At 38.4% G+C, this 18,484-nt stretch carries 16 protein-coding genes, 1 tRNA gene, 1 rRNA gene and 1 pseudogene; 12 read left to right on the top strand and 7 right to left on the bottom strand.

The window, feature by feature from the left end:
* Positions 1-92: 92 nt before the first annotated feature.
* The 4 genes from artM to artP all read right to left on the bottom strand — a co-directional run bounded on the left by artM (position 93) and on the right by artP (position 3,068).
* Positions 93-761: an arginine ABC transporter permease ArtM gene (gene artM / locus HDEF_RS07930; protein ID WP_015874133.1), complete on the bottom strand. Its 669-nt coding sequence runs from the start codon at positions 759-761 to the stop codon at positions 93-95.
* A gap of 5 nt (positions 762-766) precedes the next feature.
* Complete coding sequence (artQ, locus tag HDEF_RS07925; protein ID WP_015874132.1) at positions 767-1,477, bottom strand: arginine ABC transporter permease ArtQ; 711 nt, start codon at positions 1,475-1,477, stop codon at positions 767-769.
* Positions 1,478-1,485: 8 nt separating this feature from the next.
* Positions 1,486-2,235, bottom strand: coding sequence for a lysine/arginine/ornithine ABC transporter substrate-binding protein (locus HDEF_RS07920; protein WP_015874131.1), 750 nt, complete (start codon positions 2,233-2,235; stop codon positions 1,486-1,488).
* Positions 2,236-2,339: 104 nt separating this feature from the next.
* The gene (gene artP / locus HDEF_RS07915; RefSeq protein WP_015874130.1) at positions 2,340-3,068 is read right to left on the bottom strand and encodes an arginine ABC transporter ATP-binding protein ArtP; all 729 of its coding nucleotides are present in this window, start codon (positions 3,066-3,068) and stop codon (positions 2,340-2,342) included.
* 25 nt (positions 3,069-3,093) lie between these two features.
* Between artP and HDEF_RS07910 the strand changes: the two genes are divergently transcribed.
* The 5 genes from HDEF_RS07910 to hemG all read left to right on the top strand — a co-directional run bounded on the left by HDEF_RS07910 (position 3,094) and on the right by hemG (position 9,789).
* On the top strand, positions 3,094-4,146 hold the full coding sequence (locus tag HDEF_RS07910) for a choline kinase family protein (RefSeq protein ID WP_015874129.1): 1,053 nt from the start codon (positions 3,094-3,096) through the stop codon (positions 4,144-4,146).
* Between the two features lie 179 nt (positions 4,147-4,325).
* Positions 4,326-5,372 (top strand): protease SohB, encoded by a 1,047-nt coding sequence (gene sohB / locus HDEF_RS07905; protein ID WP_015874128.1) that lies wholly within the window; start codon positions 4,326-4,328, stop codon positions 5,370-5,372.
* A 141-nt stretch (positions 5,373-5,513) separates the two neighbouring features.
* Positions 5,514-8,135: a type I DNA topoisomerase gene (gene topA, locus HDEF_RS07900; RefSeq protein WP_015874127.1), complete on the top strand. Its 2,622-nt coding sequence runs from the start codon at positions 5,514-5,516 to the stop codon at positions 8,133-8,135.
* A gap of 90 nt (positions 8,136-8,225) precedes the next feature.
* The gene (gene cysB, locus HDEF_RS07895) at positions 8,226-9,200 is read left to right on the top strand and encodes an HTH-type transcriptional regulator CysB (protein WP_015874126.1); all 975 of its coding nucleotides are present in this window, start codon (positions 8,226-8,228) and stop codon (positions 9,198-9,200) included.
* Positions 9,201-9,252: 52 nt separating this feature from the next.
* Positions 9,253-9,789: a menaquinone-dependent protoporphyrinogen IX dehydrogenase gene (hemG, locus tag HDEF_RS07890; protein WP_015874125.1), complete on the top strand. Its 537-nt coding sequence runs from the start codon at positions 9,253-9,255 to the stop codon at positions 9,787-9,789.
* 384 nt (positions 9,790-10,173) lie between these two features.
* Here the strand turns inward: hemG and HDEF_RS07885 are convergent.
* A pseudogene (locus tag HDEF_RS07885) lies at positions 10,174-10,365 on the bottom strand (helix-turn-helix domain-containing protein); the annotation flags it as partial.
* 363 nt (positions 10,366-10,728) lie between these two features.
* On the opposite strand from HDEF_RS07885, the gene HDEF_RS07880 reads away from it, so the two are divergent.
* Complete coding sequence (locus tag HDEF_RS07880) at positions 10,729-11,076, top strand: DNA-binding protein (protein ID WP_015874122.1); 348 nt, start codon at positions 10,729-10,731, stop codon at positions 11,074-11,076.
* A gap of 46 nt (positions 11,077-11,122) precedes the next feature.
* Here HDEF_RS07880 and ispB read toward each other — a convergent pair whose 3' ends face one another.
* Positions 11,123-12,094, bottom strand: a complete 972-nt coding sequence (gene ispB / locus HDEF_RS07875; RefSeq protein WP_044612369.1) for an octaprenyl diphosphate synthase — start codon at positions 12,092-12,094, stop codon at positions 11,123-11,125.
* A gap of 809 nt (positions 12,095-12,903) precedes the next feature.
* Between ispB and HDEF_RS07870 the strand changes: the two genes are divergently transcribed.
* From HDEF_RS07870 to dolP, 3 genes are read left to right on the top strand one after another with little or no spacing between them, the layout of a single operon-like run.
* Positions 12,904-13,260 (top strand): YraN family protein, encoded by a 357-nt coding sequence (locus tag HDEF_RS07870; protein WP_015874119.1) that lies wholly within the window; start codon positions 12,904-12,906, stop codon positions 13,258-13,260.
* Between the two features lie 48 nt (positions 13,261-13,308).
* Positions 13,309-13,914, top strand: a complete 606-nt coding sequence (locus HDEF_RS07865; protein ID WP_015874118.1) for an SIS domain-containing protein — start codon at positions 13,309-13,311, stop codon at positions 13,912-13,914.
* Positions 13,911-14,483: a division/outer membrane stress-associated lipid-binding lipoprotein gene (gene dolP, locus HDEF_RS07860; protein ID WP_015874117.1), complete on the top strand. Its 573-nt coding sequence runs from the start codon at positions 13,911-13,913 to the stop codon at positions 14,481-14,483. Before HDEF_RS07865 ends, dolP begins: the two co-directional genes overlap by 4 nt.
* Before the next feature lie 246 nt (positions 14,484-14,729).
* On the opposite strand, the gene nadK is transcribed toward dolP, so the two are convergent.
* Positions 14,730-15,644 carry an NAD(+) kinase gene (nadK, locus tag HDEF_RS07855; protein WP_015874115.1) on the bottom strand — a complete coding sequence of 305 codons (915 nt, stop codon included), beginning with the start codon at positions 15,642-15,644 and terminating at the stop codon, positions 14,730-14,732.
* Between the two features lie 133 nt (positions 15,645-15,777).
* Between nadK and grpE the strand changes: the two genes are divergently transcribed.
* The 3 genes from grpE to HDEF_RS07840 all read left to right on the top strand — a co-directional run bounded on the left by grpE (position 15,778) and on the right by HDEF_RS07840 (position 18,432).
* Entirely contained in the window at positions 15,778-16,413 is a 636-nt protein-coding gene (gene grpE / locus HDEF_RS07850) for a nucleotide exchange factor GrpE (protein ID WP_100103076.1), read from the top strand.
* Between the two features lie 332 nt (positions 16,414-16,745).
* Positions 16,746-18,294 (top strand): 16S ribosomal RNA (locus HDEF_RS07845).
* Between the two features lie 62 nt (positions 18,295-18,356).
* Positions 18,357-18,432 (top strand) — tRNA-Glu (locus tag HDEF_RS07840).
* Positions 18,433-18,484 lie beyond the last annotated feature (52 nt).

The following is an 18,484-nucleotide window of genomic DNA, read 5'->3' as shown; positions in this document are numbered from 1 at the left end:
TTCGGGAATGACGTGATTTTTTCACGTATGAATGTGAATTCATTTCTTAAAGAGATAAGAAAAAAATGAGCGCGTCAATGAAAAACTTGAGATTAATGACGTCGTTCAAAAGCCAATCCCTTCCTTTCTACAAAACGCATCAATAAGGTCAATACTCCGTTGATGCAGAAATAAATGATACCTACGGCTAAAAATGCTTTGATATCGTAGGTTCTGCCGTATATCAACTGAGTGTAGCCCATCAGATCCATTAAGGTAATGGTGTATACCAGTGATGTACTTTTAAAAATCAATACCACTTCATTTGAATAAGAAGAAAGGGCGCGTTTCAAAGCAAAAGGCAACAAAACACGCAAAGCTTGCGTTTTTGACATCCCGAGAGCCTGGCAGGCTTCCCATTGGCCAACAGGGAGTGCCCGTAAAGCACCGTAAAATAACTGCGTGGTATAAGCGGCACTGTTTAACGTTAAAGCCATCATCGCGCATAACCAGGGCTGAGATAAAAAGTGCCATAACCAGGCGCAGCTGCGCAGAGAGGGAAATTGCCCAGGGCCATAATAAATTAAAAAAATTTGTATTAATAAAGGAGTACCGGTAAATAGTGTCAGATAAATTTTGACAATTGACGATAAAAATGGCCTATGTAGACCCAAAATAAGAGTTAAAACAATAGATAAACCTAAAGCAAAAAACAGAGAAAACGCGGTTAAGGTCACACTGATTTGCAGCCCATTGAGTATTTTCAATATATATTCAAACATGCCTTTTAAGTCCGTTCAAAACGGGTCGTGTAAATCTCAAGGCACTTTATCAAATATTGACTTATCAGCGTGATCACCAAATAAATCAAGGCGGCGATAAAGTACCAGGTAAAGGGTTCTTGAGTACGAACCGCAATATTTTTTGCTTGTAACATCACATCATTCACACTAATCAAAGACACTAACGCCGTATCCTTTAATAAAATCAGCCATTGATTCCCCAAACCTGGCAAGGCATGTCGCCACATTTGCGGCATAATAAGCCGAATAAAAATAAAGAACGAAGAAAGCCCTAAAGCTTGACCGGACTCTCTTTGTCCAAAAGAAATGGCTTTGAATGCCCCTCGAAAAATTTGAGCAGCATAAGCAGAATAAAGCAAAGCTAATGCGATGACAGCGCATAAAAATGGGCTAATTTCAAGGAAATTGGAATGACATTTAATAGGTAATTCAAATAGATAAAAATTTATGGTGAAGCCATCTGTCAGTAGTATAAAGAGTTCTGAAGATCCAAAATAAATAAAAAAAACGATTAAAATTTCAGGGAGCCCCCTTAATAAGATCCCCCATCCATGGATGAGATAACGAAGCCCTCTGTATTTTGATGATTCGCAGATCGCGAAAAGTATTCCTAAAAACAACCCAACTAACAGTGAACAAAGTGCTAAGGAAAGCGTCATTCCTGTCGCATTGAGTAAAGAAAAGAATTCATTCATTGATAAAATCAGCTCTTGGGAAACCATTTTTTGTAAATATGGTCATAGCTTCCATCCTGTTTGATTTGTTTTATTGCTTCATTTAACTTATTGAGTAATGAATCATCAGCTTGCTTGACTGCAATGCCCAAACCTACCCCAAAATAATTAGAGTCGGTAATTTTATTTCCCAGTGCACCCAGAGTTGGATTTTTTATCAGCCATTGATTGACTGCCGCTGTATCACCAAAAACAGCGTCCAATCGACCATTTTTAAGATCTAAAATGGCATTTTGATAAGTGCTATAAGAAATGGGGATCATTTCAGGATGTTCGTCCATCAAAAATTTTTGATGTGTGCTGCCATTTTGCATACCCACTCGTTTCCCCTGTAAATCGTCTATGCCAGCAAATTTACCGGTTTGAATAATAAATAAAGCGGAATTTTTACAATATGGGATCGTGAAAGCCACTTGTTTTGAACGTTCCGGAGTGATATCCAGCCCTGCGATAACAGCATCGATACGACGCGATTTAAGGCTTGGTATTAAGCTATCAAAGGCCTGATTTACAAAAACACACTCTATCTGCATTTTTTGACACAGTGCCTTCGCCAGGTCTATGTCAAATCCTTCGATTTCATTATGAGCACTCATAAACTCAAAAGGAGGATAAGAGGCCTCAGTCGCAAAACGAAGAATTTTTTTCTCAGCAAACACAGACAAACTGATCGCCAGGCTGACAAGGGCAAAAAATACAGAAAGGACTAATTTTTTCATTTTTAACTCCTGTTCTTACTATAAATGGAGCATCATGGATTCACGGTTTTTCACCATTCATGGTGTGGATGTTTAAAAATAGACTTAAAGAAATAAACTCCCGCCTAATGTGATAAATAATGGGCAAAGGCTTCTGTTTTGGGGTGTTTAAAGAGATTACAATCCCCCTCTTCTATTATTTTTCCATTTTCCATGTAAATAAGCCGAGTTGCTGTTTTACGGGCAAATTCAAGTTCATGTGTCACTATCACTTGTGTGATGCCTGTTTCAGAAAGTTCTCGAATAATATCCACCACTTGGGCCGTAATTTCAGGATCTAAGGCCGCTGTGGGCTCGTCAAATAATAAGACCTTAGGTTCCATCATAAGTGCTCGTGCAATAGCGACTCGCTGCTGTTGTCCTCCAGAAAGATGCAACGGATAACGATCTGAAAAATTCTGCAAACGTAAACGAGCCAGCAACTTTTCAGCCCTAAAACGCGCTTCCTGTTTAGAAAGCCCCAGTAACCAGCAAGGCGCTTCTATTAAATTTTGCATCACCGATAAATGTGGCCAAAGATGATATTGCTGAAATACCATACCCACGTTTTTTCGTAATTCACGAATAATGTTTTCTGATAAATTTTCATTGAAATCGAAACGATGCCCTGCAATCTGCAAGATTCCAGAACCCGGCATTTCAAGCAAATTTAATACTCGCAATAAAGAGCTTTTGCCTGCACCGCTGGGCCCAAGTAAGACTAATATCTCCCCTTCAGGACAATATAATCTGATATTGCAAAGTGCTTGTTGTGAACCGTAATAACAGTTAATGCCTTTTAGTTGAATACTCATTGACCTGATTTTAGTGAAATCTTAAGTGCGCCAGAGAGTAGCTTTCATAGAATGTGGATGCAATATTTATTGGCAAAATTTTATTATTTTTGAGAGGTTTCTTTACCAACGAACGCTATCACATGGTATCCAGTGCAGAAAAACCGTTCAGATTCAGTACACTTACAATATAGATATAAATAAAAAAATGAATAATCAAATTATGAAAAGCTTTTTAATTAAAGAACTGAATTTAAATAAAGATGAAAACATAAAGATTACCGCTATCGGAGGTATAACAAATAAAAATTACCTAATATTAACGAAAAAAATGAAATTAGTGCTTCGTGTACCTGGTGTTGCTACTGAGAATTTTATTAATCGTCATAATGAAAAAAATAACAGCGAATTAGTTTTTAAAATGGGTATCAATCCAGAAACAATTTATTTTGATACTATAAGTGGAATAAAAATAACTCAATACATTCCTGATTCAGAAACATTCAGCCCGGGCCTTGTAAGAAAAAAAAATAATATTGAAAATATCAGTCTTTGTTTTCGTCAATTGCATCAATCAAATATTAAATTTTGTAATGAATTTAATGCTTTTTCTGAATATAAAAAATATCAACATATTTTAAATTTAAAACATGACCATGATGGTATTTATCATAATAAAATGCTGGTTGAATTTTTTTATAAAACAGAAAAAATTTTAGACAGGTTGAATAAAGATAGATGCCCTTGTCATAACGATTTAGTTGCAGAAAATATTGTTAAAAGTGGAGATAAAATCTATTTAATTGATTGGGAATATTCCGGCATGAATGATCCCATGTGGGATTTAGCGCCGCATTTTCTAGAATGTCAGTTTAACAGTGAAGAAGAACAAATATTTTTAACGTATTATTTTGAAAGAAATATCCCTAAGGAATCCAAACAAAAAATACTGTTATTTAAATTTATGCAGTATGTACTATGGCCCCTTTGGGCAAAAGTCAAAGAACAATATGATGACAATTTTGAAAAATATGACATAAATCGATTCAAAAATGCATATCAATTCATGCGTCAATATCAAGAGCAATATGAAAAATAATAAAAAATCAGAAATGATAGATTCTGGTACATAGACAAAACCAGATGCCTTTAGACGCCCTTTGCGTAAACCGTTGCAGATGCTAGAGTGACCAGATTTTATGAAATCTACTTTCTGAAAAACTTGCAGCGAGGTTACGCGAGCCGTCCGTTATCATGTTTTTAATAAGGATAAAATTTGTGGAATTACTTTCTTTGTATGGCCTGTTTTTAGCAAAAATGATCACCATATTAGGTGCCTTTGCGGTATTTGCTGTACTCATCATCCATATTCGACAACGTAAATCAGACCAAACTGGTGAACTGAAATTTTTTGATTTAGGGAAAAAATATAAAGAGATAGAAGAACAAATTCGTTTATTTAAAATGTGTGAATCAGAACAAAAAATTTTTCATAAGACGAAAAAAAAACAAAAAAAGCTTAAAGCAAAATTCAAAAAGCAAAAGATGACATCGGGCCAACACCATTCACAGAAACCTTGTATTTACGTTATTGATTTTAACGGAAGCATAGACGCCCATCAGGTCAGTTCCTTAAGAGAAGAGGTCTCCGCTATATTGAGTGTGATGACGAAAGAAGACAGTGTTTTTCTTCGTTTAGAAAGCCCAGGGGGAGTTGTTCATGGCTATGGCTTGGCCGCATCACAATTAGCGCGTTTTCGTCAAGCTGGCGTTTCTTTAGTGGTCTCGGTCGATAAAATTGCGGCCAGTGGAGGTTATATGATGGCTTGTGTCGGAGATCATATTTTGTCTGCGCCTTTTGCCATCATAGGTTCGATTGGCGTCGTAGCACAAATTCCTAACTTTCATCGTTTTTTACAAAAAAATAATATTGATGTTGAATTGCATACGGCAGGTGAGTTTAAGCGAACATTAACCGTATTTGGCGAAAATACAGAGCAAGGGCGTGAAAAGTTTTGTGAAGAATTAAATGAAACCCATCTTTTGTTTAAGCAATTTGTACAGGAAAAACGCCCTCAGATTGATATCAACACCGTGTCAACCGGTGAGCATTGGTTTGGCGTTCAAGCCAAAGAGAAAGGTCTGGTAGACAGCATAGGTACGAGTGATGATTGGTTGATTTCAAAAATGGAAAATCATCAAATCATCCGTGTATCGTATCAAACCCATAAAAGCTTAATAGAGCGCTTAACAGGCAGTATGGTAAAAAGTGCGGATCGTTTATTATTGCGCTGGTGGCGGAGAGGAGAAAAACCCTTCATCTAAAAAACAATCTGGCGACGCTTGTAAATAATCAATATATTTGAACTCAAGAAAACATGAATCAATCTTTCTTTTTTTGAATTTATGGCATGGAATCAATTTTGCCCTTTTTTTTAAAAATTTTAATTCAGGTAATAAAAAATTATGGGTAAATCGCTCGTGATAGTTGAGTCTCCGGCTAAAGCCAAAACAATTAATAAATATTTAGGCAGTCATTATGTGGTGAAATCGAGTGTAGGGCATATCCGCGATTTACCAAAAAGTGGTTCTAATAATAAAAAAAACGCTTCAGAAATCATAAAAAAACAAAAGACTGAAAAAAAGATGTTTCAAGATCATCAAAGTAGCCTGATCAAACGTATGGGGATTGATCCCTATCATGGCTGGAAGGCGCAATATGAAATTTTATCTGGTAAAGAAAAAGTGGTTTCCGAATTGAAAGCCTTAGCAGCAAAGGCAGATCATATCTATTTGGCGACAGACTTAGATCGTGAAGGGGAAGCGATTGCGTGGCATTTACGTGAAGTCATTGGCGGTGATCCCCAGCGTTTCAGTCGGGTGATTTTCAATGAAATCACCCAAAATGCGATTCAACAGGCTTTTAAAAAGCCAGGCGAATTAAATATGAATCGCATTCATGCTCAACAGGCTCGGCGATTTATGGATCGTGTTGTGGGTTATATGGTATCTCCCCTTTTGTGGAAAAAAATCGCCCGTGGGCTATCCGCAGGGCGAGTGCAATCTGTTGCTGTCCGCCTCGTCGTAGAAAGAGAAAGAGAAATCAAAGCTTTTGTGCCTCAAGAATATTGGCATTTAGAGGCAAATCTGTTGACACCACAGAAAATCATGATCCCCATGATGGTAAGTCATTTTGAAGGTGAGCCTTTTAAACCTTTGAATCGAGAGCAAACCTATGCTGCGGTTAACGATCTAGAAGATGCACAATATGTTGTTTTAGACCGAAAAGACAAACCGACCAGCAGTAAAGCGGGCGCACCTTTTATTACCTCCACGTTACAACAAGCAGCAAGCACTCGCTTAGGGTTTGGCGTTAAAAAAACCATGTTGATGGCGCAAAGGTTATATGAAGCAGGTCACATCACTTATATGCGTACTGATTCCACACATCTCAGCCAGGACGCATTAAGCATGGTGAGGAATTATATTCAGAAGCATTTTGGCAATCGTTATTTAATTTCACCTGCTTATGAATATGGCAATAAAAAAAATGCCCAAGAAGCGCACGAAGCCATAAGACCCTCGAATGTTGACGTGTTCTCAGAACAGTTAGAAGACATGGAACCAGATGCGAGAAAGCTGTATCAGCTGATATGGCGTCAGTTTGTGGCCTGCCAAATGACCCCGGCTCAATACGATGTGACCACTTTGATCGTAGAGGCAAAAAACTATCAATTACGGGCTAAAGGCCGGACCTTGCGGTTTGATGGCTGGACTAAAGTGATGCCGGCTTTGCGCAAAGGAGACGAGGAGGAGACTTTGCCAATCATAGCCGTCGGGACTTCTATGCATTTAGAAAAATTGATTCCCAGCCAACATTTCACCAAGCCGCCTGGCCGCTATAGTGAAGCTTCTTTGGTTAAGGAATTAGAAAAACGCAGCATAGGGCGCCCTTCCACTTATGCCACTATTATTTCCACTGTTCAGGAGCGAGGTTATGTCCGCATTGAAAATCGCCGTTTCTATGCAGAAAAGATGGGTGAGATCGTCACAAATCGCTTAGAAGAAAATTTTCGTGAATTGATGAATTATGATTTCACCGCTCGTATGGAAAATGCATTAGATCAAATTGCTCAGCATCAAGCAGAATGGAAAAAGGTGCTGGATGAATTTTTCAGTGAATTTAGCGAGCAACTGAATATCGCTGAAAAAGATCCCTCAGAAGGGGGAATGCGTCCAAATTCAATGGTGATAATGGATATTAATTGCCCTGCTTGCGGCCAAAAAATGGGGATACGTACAGCCAGCACGGGTGTTTTCCTGGGTTGCTCGAGTTACGCGTTACCTCCGAAAGAACGTTGCAAAACGACGCTTAATTTGATCTCAGAAAATGAAATTTTAAATCTTCTTGATGGAGATGAAGCAGAGACTAATGCATTACGTTCGCGACGCAGGTGTGAAAAATGCGAAACTGCGATGGACAGTTATCTGCTTGATACAGCGCGGAAATTACATATTTGTGGTAACAACCCTATCTGTGATGGATATCAAATGGAGCAGGGGGAGTTTCGTATTAAAGGGTATGAAGGTCCGATCGTAGAATGTGACAAATGTGCGCATGAAATGCATTTAAAAGTGGGGCGTTTTGGTAAATATATGGGATGTACGAATGAAGAATGCAAAAATACCCGTAAGATTTTGCGTAATGGAGAAGTGGCTCCCCCGAAAGAAAATCCCGTGCCTTTACCTGAATTACTCTGTGAAAAATCTGATGCTTATTTTGTGTTGCGTGATGGAGCGGCAGGTTTGTTTCTTGCGGCCAACACCTTTCCTCGATCACGTGAAACCAGAGCTCCCCGAGTGGAAGAATTACAGCGTTTTAAAGATAGGCTTCCAGAAAAATGGCATTATCTCGTCGAGGCGCCCCTAAAAGATACAGAGGGGAATAAAACATTCCTCCGTTTTAGTCGTAAAACGAAGGAGCAGTATATTTCTTCTGAAAAATCAGGAAAAGCAACAGGTTGGTGTGCATTTTACATTGATGGGCAATGGGTTGAAGGTAAAAAAAGACCTCTTGTAAAGTCGTAAATAGAGTGATGAATGTAATGTAAGAAGGCGAGAACCAAAGATTTTGCTCAATCGGAGCGTCTCTGTGCTTTATAAAAGGATATTTTAAAGATGAAATTACAGCAACTTCGTTATATTGTTGAAATTGTTAACCATGATCTTAATTTATCTTCTACTGCAGCGGGTTTATATACCTCTCAACCAGGAATCAGTAAACAGATTAAAATGTTAGAAGAAGAACTTGGAATACAAATTTTTGCACGCAATGGAAAACATTTGACAGAGATCACCGTGCCTGGAAAAAAAATCATGGTGATGGCTCAAGAAATATTAGCGAAAGTGAGTTTAATCAAAGCTGTGGCAACAGAATATAAAGCGCCAGATCAAGGAGTATTATGTATCGCAACCACTCATACTCAGGCCCGATACACATTACCTAAATTGATCAAAGGGTTTATTAAAAATTATCCTAAGGTGTCCTTACATATACATCAAGGTTCGCCAATTCAGATTGCGGACGCTTTGTCAAAGGGTAAAGTGGATTTGGCTATTACCACTGAGGATGAAGATTTATATGGTGACGCGGTGATGTTGCCTTGCTATCGGTGGAGGCGGATCATCGTTGTTAAGCCTGATCATCCCTTAGCCCACCGAACTTCTTTTAACATTCAAGAATTAGCGGCTTATCCGATCGTGACCTATACCTTTGGTTTTACAGGACGCTCAACCTTAGATAAAGCGTTTTATGCCTCCGGTTTAACACCGAATATTGCTTTTACGGCCACAGATGCAGATGTTATAAAAACTTATGTACGTTTGGGTCTAGGGGTAGGCGTGATTGCTAATATTGCGATGGATCCTATACAAGACAGTGATTTAATTCGTATTGACGCTCGCGCTATTTTTGATGACAGCATCACTCATATTGGTTTTCGTCGCCATACTTTTTTACGTGGTTATATGTATGATTTTGTAAAGCGTTTCGCCCCCCATCTCACTCGAACACTTGTGGATAAAGCATGTTCCTTGCACTCCCATCAACAAATAAAAGGGCTGTTTGAGAATATTACTCTCCCTGTTTTATAAAAATTTCCGCTTCAAATGAAAAAAAACAGGCACTTTAAGCAGGAGCAAAGGGATGAAAACAAAAACATTAATTCTTTATTCGACTAGGGAAGGGCAAACAAAGAAAATTGCCTCTTTTATTGCAGATAAATTATCATTTTCGATGACATCTGAGATCAAGGCTCTTTCTGGAGCCATGGACATTAACCTGAAATCCTATCAACAGGTGATCGTCGGTGCATCTGTACATTATGGCCGTTTTAACCGAATCTTAAATCAGTTCATCAAACAACATATTGTGCTTTTAAATCAAATGCCGACGGCTTTTTTTTCCGTGAATTTATTGGCTCGAAAGCCAGAGAAGTGTTCCCCACAAACCAACAGTTATGTCCGTCAATTTCTATTAAAAACACCTTGGAAGCCCCTGTTATCTGAAGTATTTGCCGGGGCGTTGCGTTATCCGCATTATCGCTGGTGGGATAAAATGCTGATTCAGCTCATTATGAGTTTAACGCAGGGTGAAACCGATACCAGTAAAGAAGTGGAATATACTGACTGGAATCAAGTTAATATTTTTTGTCAAAATTTTTTAAAAATAATTCAAAATTGATAAAACGGTATTGTTCAGCAAAGTGTCATCAATCAAAATGCAGTCAATTTTGTAAATTGAATCGAGCCGTGCAGATTTAGGATCATTTTTTCAGTTTAAAAATGCGTTATTAAATTAAAAATAAATCATAGCTATAAACTACTCTTTAATTAATCAAAATAAAATGAGAACCGCTCTAAAAAATATCAAGCATACATGGACGAAGGCCAATAGCCCTCAGATGAATGGGATATCTGTGAGCGGTTTCATAAAACAATGTTATAAATAAATCCTTTTTATATTCCTTTAATGTGTATCTAACTCTTCTAAACTCTCTTTGAATTTTTTTCTGATTTTTCTCTCAATCGGTTGACCTGTTTCTGAATCGAAATAACGGGTAGGCTAAATATCCGACGGATGGACCCCTAAACATTCGGCAATCAGCCATTCTCCCTTAGGCCAAGGTCTTATTAATGTATTAGCTAAAGTGGAAGAGCCCAATCCTGATTGTCTAGATAAAGCCGCTAATGTGATTTTCTTTTTACGCAATGCTGCAATAATATCGGCTGAATGCCAATCAGATTTCCTTAAAATCATTGTTTATCCTTCTTTATTGTAAGATACTGGTTAATTAATGTTATAACTAACTTGCTTTCATTAGTTATTTTTTGAACTTAAAGGTTTTTATTCGGAAATTATATCATTATTTTTTAGAAAAAATTTCCTAAATTTTTCTAAAAATCGTTTTTTGTTAAGTACATCTCAATAAACAAAAAAAATGATACAAAAAAAATACATTTTTTAAAAAAAATCTTTAAAATCAAAATGTTGAATTTTTTTCAAAAAATAAATGAATTAAAAAAACGACGAGATTTATCTGAATTGAAAAACAAAATGATGATTTTTATTGTTTTCAACAAATCAATTAACATTTAAATGAAATCAGAGGTAAACAGTTCTATGGATAAGGAATGGTTTTCGGCTAAGGAATTAATTCATTCCCCCGGGCTTCCGTCTTCAACGCAAGGGATTAATCAAATGGCGCGCCGACAAGGTTGGAAACATCGGCGTCGGTTAGGCGTTCAGGGGAAGGCACTTGAATATCACATTGATAGTTTACCAAAACCAATTTTAAAACAGTTAAGGTTAAAGGAAGACGCTGAAAAGTATAGCTTAAATCAACAGGATCCATTTACTATCTGGATAGAAGCGTACCGCCAATTAACAGATTCTGAACGTGAAAAACTGATTGCGTTTCTTTTTCGTGAAGGTATTCAAGGGTTAATAAAAAGACTGAGTAACGATTAATCAACCATTTTGATGGTTTTGCTTTCAGATATATTGAAGAAAAAAATTAAAATGAACGCTTCACAGCGAAATAAGCAAGGCTCTCTAGCGCTGTACGATAAGAATTTTTAGGTAAAATTTGTAGTGCTGAGATGGCTTTATTCGCTTCTTCTTTTGCTCGATTCAACGTATATCCCAATGATCCACATTGTTTCATAATGTTGAGTATTTGAGGAAGCGATTGACGCGCATTTCCTCGTTTAATTGCGAATGAAATCATCTGCTTTTGTTCTTCTGTTCCATGATGCATGGCATGTAGTAGTGGTAAAGTCGCCTTACCTTCATCAAGGTCATCCCCAATGTCTTTGCCAAAAAGATTGCCCTTTGAATTGTAATCAAGCAGATCATCGATTAATTGATATGTTGTTCCAAGATAACAGCCATAACTTTGCAGTGCTGATTCTTGTTCTGGGCTTGCTTTTGCCAAGATGGCCGCAGATTGTGAGGCGGCTTCAAACAAACGCGCTGTTTTGCTATATATGACTTTCATATAATCATATTCGGTAATGTTCACATTATTACAATACATTAATTGCTGTACCTCCCCTTCAGAAATCACATTAGTGGCTGAAGACATCACTTTTAGGATGCGCATTGAACCTAAATCAGTCATCATCTGAAATGCTCGGGTGTAAATAAAATCTCCAACCAAGACACTTGCAGAATTACCAAAAACGGTATTTGCTGTTTTTTTCCCACGACGCAGATCAGATTTATCGACGACATCATCGTGCAACAAGGTTGCGGTATGAATAAATTCTATTAATGCGGCCACAATAATATGTTGATCGCCTTTATAATTTAATGCGCGAGCCGATAAAATTGAAATCATGGGGCGAATACGTTTTCCACCCCCATTAATAATATAAGCGCTTAATTGATTGACAAGCTCTATATCAGAATGCATCTGATCGATGATAATGACATTTAACGCTGCCATGTCTTCTTTAGTTAATGCTTTAATTTCTTTTAAATTCATTGTCTTATTAAAAATTTTTCTTAAAAAATTAGAAAGAGAAATAAAGTTATTGTACTTAAAAAATCAGTCAATGACTCTAAATTTGATGAAAATGATGCTAAAAGCGTTCTTCCTGGAAGACAGTTTATGACCACAGAACCCTAATCAGCCCGTCGCTCAGTCTGATAAGGCAAAGAGTATGCCAGTTGAACCTACGCTAGCGCATTTAGAAAAAAACCGAAATTCTTTTAAAGATTTAGGTGATACTTTAGCATTCTAGAAAAAATTATATTTAATAAACCGAACAAGACCTCCAGGCTATTTTTAACGTCATTTTTTGTCAAAGAAGTTGTTTATTTTTCTCAACAAGTTAGTCCTTATTGCTCTTCTCAGACACGCAGAGATCTATTTCTCGAGCCATTGAGAAATGCCTGTTATAGCGCCGCTTATTTCGCTCAAAAGGGATCACTTGAGCACCAAGATTATTCCCTTTGGATTAGTGATGATAAAATGAGCAACATTCTTCAAATGACGAGCATAAAGTAAATGGTTTTCTTAAAAATTCTTTAGGGCCAAATAAAACGTCGCCTTCTCAAAGTCAGCCAGAGGGCGGGAGTGAAAATCCTTATTAATAGTGCCATATATGATTATCAGAAACTGAATAGTAAAGTTTTTAAAAATACGACGCTGATCTCAAATTTAAATTTTACTCGACACTTTTATATAATTTTTATTATAAAAACGTTAAAAAACATTTAAAATTCATTACTCAGTGCATAGTTTCGTGAATTAATTGATATATAAAGAGTAAAACAGGATCATCAAAAATGATGGACAAAACATTAAGTCGAAGAGAAATAGGTTTTCGCTATGAAATGATCGCCCGCCGTTATCTTGAAAAAGCGGGTTTGGTTTTTAAAGAGTCTAATGTTACTCTTCGGAGCGCTGAGATCGATCTTATTATGCGTGATCAAAAAACATGGGTTTTTGTTGAGGTTCGATTTAAACGAAATTCTTTTTTTGGAAGTGCGGCCGACAGCATCAATAACAAAAAGCAAAAACGCTTACGTGATGCGGCCGCAATCTGGCTATCAAAACGTGGAAGCCATTTTAATACATCCTATCGTTTTGACGTTTTTGCCATTACTGGCAATCAATTCGAATGGTTTCAAAACGCATTTAATTAAATACGATCTTTTAACTAATCATTTTTATTATGAGAGTGGTTATATTACGTGTTGGATAGAATCAAACATTACTTTACTGAAAGTATTCAAACCCAAATTGCTGCTGCAGAAGCCTTGCCTCAGTCCTTGTGTTATGCTGTAACCCTCCTTGTACAAGCATTAACGAATGGCAATAAAATTCTTTGCTGTGGTAACGGTTCATCCACAGCTAATGCTCAGCGTTTTGTCACCAATATGATCGATCGTTTTGAAACAGAACGCCCTAGCTTACCGGCCATCACTTTAAGTTCAGACAACATATTGCTTACCGCGATGAATTACGAACATTTGCATTATGAAATTTATGCACGGCAAGTACAGGCTTTAGGTCAATCAGGGGATATCTTTTTTGCCATTTCGACTCGAGGTAATCATCCTGCCATCATTAAAGGTGTTGAAGCTGCACTCACTCGTAATATGCAAATTATTGCATTGACAGGCGATGATGGAGATGAGCTACAAGGTCTTTTAGGAGAAAATGATGTTGAGATTCGAGTGCCTTCTTCTCGTAGCGTGGGTGTTGAACAAGTACATATGGTCGTTGTGAACTGTTTATGTGATTTAATTGATCATATTTTATTTCTTCAGCAGGATCATGAATGGGAGAAAAAATGAAAATAAATTTGGCGGCTATCGTGTTAAGCAGCGTGATTTTGCAGGGTTGTGTAGGTGCCGTATTGATTGGGGCTGCTGCTGTTGCGACAAAATCAGCGGTTGATCCGCGCACAATAGGAACGCAGGTCGACGATAGCACCTTAGAGCTACGTGTCATTAATGCAATTAATAAAGATCCAAAATTAAAAAAAGAAGCAAAAATATCAGTGACGGCTTATCAGGGTAAAATTTTGCTGACGGGTGAAGCACAGTCCTCTGAACTTTCGGAACGTGCAAAAGCGATTGTTGCTAAGGTAGAAGGAGTGAGTGAAATATACAATGAAATTCGTCAGGGGCGGCCCGTTGATTTAGCAACCACTTCATCGGACATATGGATCACCACTAAAGTTCGTTCTCAGCTTTTATCCATACTTTCGATAAAATCATCAAAATTAAAGGTAGTAACAGAAAATGGAGAAGTATTTTTATTGGGCTTACTGACAAGAAAAGAAGGTGAATCTGCAGCAGAAATAGCCAGTAAAGTGAGTGGTGTCAAGCACGTTACTACTGCATTTACTTATGTTAAATAAGCTTTTAACAGATATGAGATATGGCACTTTTAATAAAGTAATTTTTTTTAATTAATTGTAAGCTACTCTTATATAAGCTAATAAGGTTTTTAATGTTACCCATATGGGCTTTGTTATCACTTCTCGTGACATAGTTATCCTCTTACTTTATCTGTCACTTTATATAACATAATTGATTGTTTAGGCACACACCATAACAAGCAGAAGCATATCTGTGTCTCTGCGTTTTTAAATAGCTTTTTATTTTTAAAATAATTTTTTTGACCATCCAAGTTTTGTATTCAGTCTATTAATATAAATGTAATCTTTTGGATGGATTAAATTGAGATGATGAGCGCTTTTATAAATGACCACTTCTTGATCATTTCCAATCGATAAAACTGTTTGGCTATCACAACTTATTTTTAGATTATGATTTGAATTTTTAAATTTTAAACAAATTTTACTGTTGCTGTTAATTACCAAAGGTCTAGCAGAAAGGGTATGGGGAAACATAGGAACTAACAAAATAGCTTCCAAAGTAGGAGTTAAAATTGGTCCGCCTGCAGAGAGCGAATAAGCGGTAGAACCGGTAGGAGTAGCAATGATCAATCCATCAGAACGCTGAGAAAAAGCAAAAAGATCATCAATCCATACTTCAAATTCAATCATATGAGCGACTTTCTCTGGATGTAACACCATTTCATTAATTGCAGTTCCAGTTAAATTAGGTGTTCTCGGGCAGCTCGAGTTGTTTGGCTCAATCAATGTTAGAGAAGACTTTACCTGCGTTTCTAATAAAAAACGTCGTTCGGTGAGATATTCACCTTTTAACACTTCGGAAAGTTCTTTTTGTACATTATCTGGGCTTAAATCAGTTAAAAAACCGAGGTTTCCTCGGTTCACTCCTATTACTTTGATATCATATTGCGCTAATATTCTCGCTGCACCTAGCATATTACCATCTCCCCCTACTACTATGGCGAGATCGGATTGACTACCAATATCTTTTAGGCTAGCTGTCGTCACATCTCTTAGAGAAAGAGCATCTGCAATCTCTCGCTCAACAATAACTGTGTAATTTTCAGATTTTAGCCAGTGATATAACATATGATGAGTTGCTAAAGCCTCTGAATCTCTAGGGCGACCAAGAATACCTATGCTATTAAATTTTTTATTCATTCGTTTGTATTGTCTCACACGATCTTATCGTTACTGTAGATTGTAATTAATTCACTTGAATCATGGCGAGTGATCCCCATAATAAACTTAAATTTTAACATGCATGCTAAATCGAATTAGGAGAAAAATTAAGATGAGCGAGAAACAATCTGAAGAAGAAAGTTTTGATATAAATTTAGAAAAACAAGCAGAAGAGCAGATAGATCAACAAACTTCAACACCAGTAGAAAATGATGAATCTCATTTTATTAAAAAAGAAAGTGAAAAAAGTAGCGATATTATTACAATGAAAGCTCGAATTTTAAAATTAGAATCTCAATTAACGGATGCATTAAAGCGTGAGAATGAAAATTTGTTAAGGCATAAAGCGAATGAACAGAATATTCACCGTAGTACTCAAAGAGATATAGAGAAGGCGCATAAATTTGCTCTTCAAAAATTTGCCTATGACCTACTGCCTGTAATTGACAACCTAGAGCGCGCCTTAGAAACAGTGAATAAATCTGAGAAGGGAGCGAATCCAATAATTGAAGGCATTGAACTCACATTAAAATCGTTATTAGATACTGTCAATAAATTTGGTATAGAAGTGGTTGAATCTGAATGTAATCTACCCTTCAATCCGGATATTCATCAAGCCGTGGGAGTTGTTGAATCAGATATGCATGAACCTAACCATATTACTTCTATCGTCTGTAAAGGTTATACTTTAAATGGTCGATTATTACGCCCAGTCATGGTTAAGGTATCATCAAAAAAAACATCATAAAATGTAATTTCTCACGCCCAATGAATTTATTTGTCAACAGTTGACTCGATTTTCTGCAGAATTTCAGAATTAACTATAAACCTCAAAATATACGAGACGTTAAATGTAATTAATTAGCATGATAGATGTGTATTGTAATGGAAGAAAGGGATGTAAAGGAGTTGACGGGAGAGAATAAGTGAGTAGAATGCGCGGTCATGTTGTGATTAGGAAGCAGCTCTTTAAAAATTTATCAGATAATGTGTGTGTGCACTGAAGTGAGAGGGAATGATATTAACGTTATGATGTTGAGCAAACAGAGATGTTTGTGAGACGAAGAGAATAAGAAGTAAGAATTGAAGAGTTTGATCATGGCTCAGATTGAACGCTGGTGGCAGGCCTAACACATGCAAGTCGAGCGGCATCGAGTGATCGCAGTTTACTGAGTTCATGTCGGCGAGCGGCGGACGGGTGAGTAAAGTCTGGGAATCTGGCCGAAGGAGGGGGATAACTGCTGGAAACGGCAGCTAATACCGCATGAAGTCGCGAGACCAAAGTGGGGGACCTTCGGGCCTCACGCCTTCGGATGAGCCCAGATGAGATTAGCTGGTAGGTAAGGTAAAGGCTCACCTAGGCGACGATCTCTAGCGGGTCTGAGAGGATAGCCCGCCACACTGGAACTGAGACACGGTCCAGACTCCTACGGGAGGCAGCAGTGGGGAATATTGCACAATGGGCGAAAGCCTGATGCAGCCATGCCACGTGTGTGAAGAAGGCCTTCGGGTTGTAAAGCACTTTCAGCGAGGAGGAAGCGATAAATGCAAATACCATTTATTTTTGACGTTACTCGCAGAAGAAGCACCGGCTAACTCCGTGCCAGCAGCCGCGGTAATACGGAGGGTGCGAGCGTTAATCGGAATAACTGGGCGTAAAGGGCATGTAGGCGGTGAGTTAAGTCAGATGTGAAATCCCCGAGCTCAACTTGGGAATGGCATTTGAAACTGGGTCGCTAGAGTTTTCTAGAGGGGGGTAGAATTCCAGGTGTAGCGGTGAAATGCGTAGATATCTGGAGGAATACCGGTGGCGAAGGCGGCCCCCTGGAGAAAGACTGACGCTGAGGTGCGAAAGCGTGGGGAGCAAACAGGATTAGATACCCTGGTAGTCCACGCTGTAAACGATGTCGATTTGGAGGTTGCGGTCTTGAACTGTGGCGTCCGGAGCTAACGCGTTAAATCGACCGCCTGGGGAGTACGGCCGCAAGGTTAAAACTCAAATGAATTGACGGGGGCCCGCACAAGCGGTGGAGCATGTGGTTTAATTCGATGCAACGCGAAGAACCTTACCTACTCTTGACATCCACGGAATTGTGCAGAGATGCGCAAGTGCCTTCGGGAACCGTGAGACAGGTGCTGCATGGCTGTCGTCAGCTCGTGTTGTGAAATGTTGGGTTAAGTCCCGCAACGAGCGCAACCCTCGTCCTTTGTTGCCAGCGCGTAGAGGCGGGAACTCAAAGGAGACTGCCGGTGATAAACCGTAGGAAGGTGGGGACGACGTCAAGTCATCATGGCCCTTACGAGTAGGGCTACACACGTGCTACAATGGCGTATACAAAGGGATGCGAACCTGCGAGGGAAAGCGGAACTCAGAAAGTACGTCGTAGTCCGGATTGGAGTCTGCAACTCGACTCCATGAAGTCGGAATCGCTAGTAATCGTAGATCAGAATGCTACGGTGAATACGTTCCCGGGCCTTGTACACACCGCCCGTCACACCATGGGAGTGGGTTGCAAAAGAAGTAGGTAGCTTAACCGCAAGGAGGGCGCTTACCACTTTGTGATTCATGACTGGGGTGAAGTCGTAACAAGGTAACCGTAGGGGAACCTGCGGTTGGATCACCTCCTTAACTATAAACTCTCACTATCAGTGTCCACTCACATTATCTGATAAATCATGAAAAAAGACGCTGTCCCCTTCGTCTAGAGGCCTAGGACACCGCCCTTTCACGGCGGTAACAGGGGTTCGAACCCCCTAGGGGACGCCACAGAGATGTGTTCAAAACTATCTTAAAAACAGCTTCAGTGTTTTCAAGAAAT

It is taken from the genome of Candidatus Hamiltonella defensa 5AT (Acyrthosiphon pisum), from assembly GCF_000021705.1.
Lineage (GTDB): Bacteria > Pseudomonadota > Gammaproteobacteria > Enterobacterales > Enterobacteriaceae > Hamiltonella > Hamiltonella defendens.
This window is presented reverse-complemented; position numbering and strand designations above follow the sequence as displayed.

Excerpts from the sequence above, each read along its gene's own strand:
- artM (WP_015874133.1), bottom strand. The coding sequence starts at position 761 with ATGTTTGAATATATATTGAAAATACTCAATGGGCTGCAAATCAGTGTG.
- artQ (WP_015874132.1), bottom strand. The coding sequence starts at position 1,477 with ATGAATGAATTCTTTTCTTTACTCAATGCGACAGGAATGACGCTTTCC.
- HDEF_RS07920 (WP_015874131.1), bottom strand. The coding sequence starts at position 2,235 with ATGAAAAAATTAGTCCTTTCTGTATTTTTTGCCCTTGTCAGCCTGGCG.
- artP (WP_015874130.1), bottom strand. The coding sequence starts at position 3,068 with ATGAGTATTCAACTAAAAGGCATTAACTGTTATTACGGTTCACAACAA.
- topA (WP_015874127.1), top strand. The coding sequence starts at position 5,514 with ATGGGTAAATCGCTCGTGATAGTTGAGTCTCCGGCTAAAGCCAAAACA.
- cysB (WP_015874126.1), top strand. The coding sequence starts at position 8,226 with ATGAAATTACAGCAACTTCGTTATATTGTTGAAATTGTTAACCATGAT.
- hemG (WP_015874125.1), top strand. The coding sequence starts at position 9,253 with ATGAAAACAAAAACATTAATTCTTTATTCGACTAGGGAAGGGCAAACA.
- HDEF_RS07880 (WP_015874122.1), top strand. The coding sequence starts at position 10,729 with ATGGATAAGGAATGGTTTTCGGCTAAGGAATTAATTCATTCCCCCGGG.
- ispB (WP_044612369.1), bottom strand. The coding sequence starts at position 12,094 with ATGAATTTAAAAGAAATTAAAGCATTAACTAAAGAAGACATGGCAGCG.
- HDEF_RS07870 (WP_015874119.1), top strand. The coding sequence starts at position 12,904 with ATGGACAAAACATTAAGTCGAAGAGAAATAGGTTTTCGCTATGAAATG.
- dolP (WP_015874117.1), top strand. The coding sequence starts at position 13,911 with ATGAAAATAAATTTGGCGGCTATCGTGTTAAGCAGCGTGATTTTGCAG.
- nadK (WP_015874115.1), bottom strand. The coding sequence starts at position 15,644 with ATGAATAAAAAATTTAATAGCATAGGTATTCTTGGTCGCCCTAGAGAT.
- grpE (WP_100103076.1), top strand. The coding sequence starts at position 15,778 with ATGAGCGAGAAACAATCTGAAGAAGAAAGTTTTGATATAAATTTAGAA.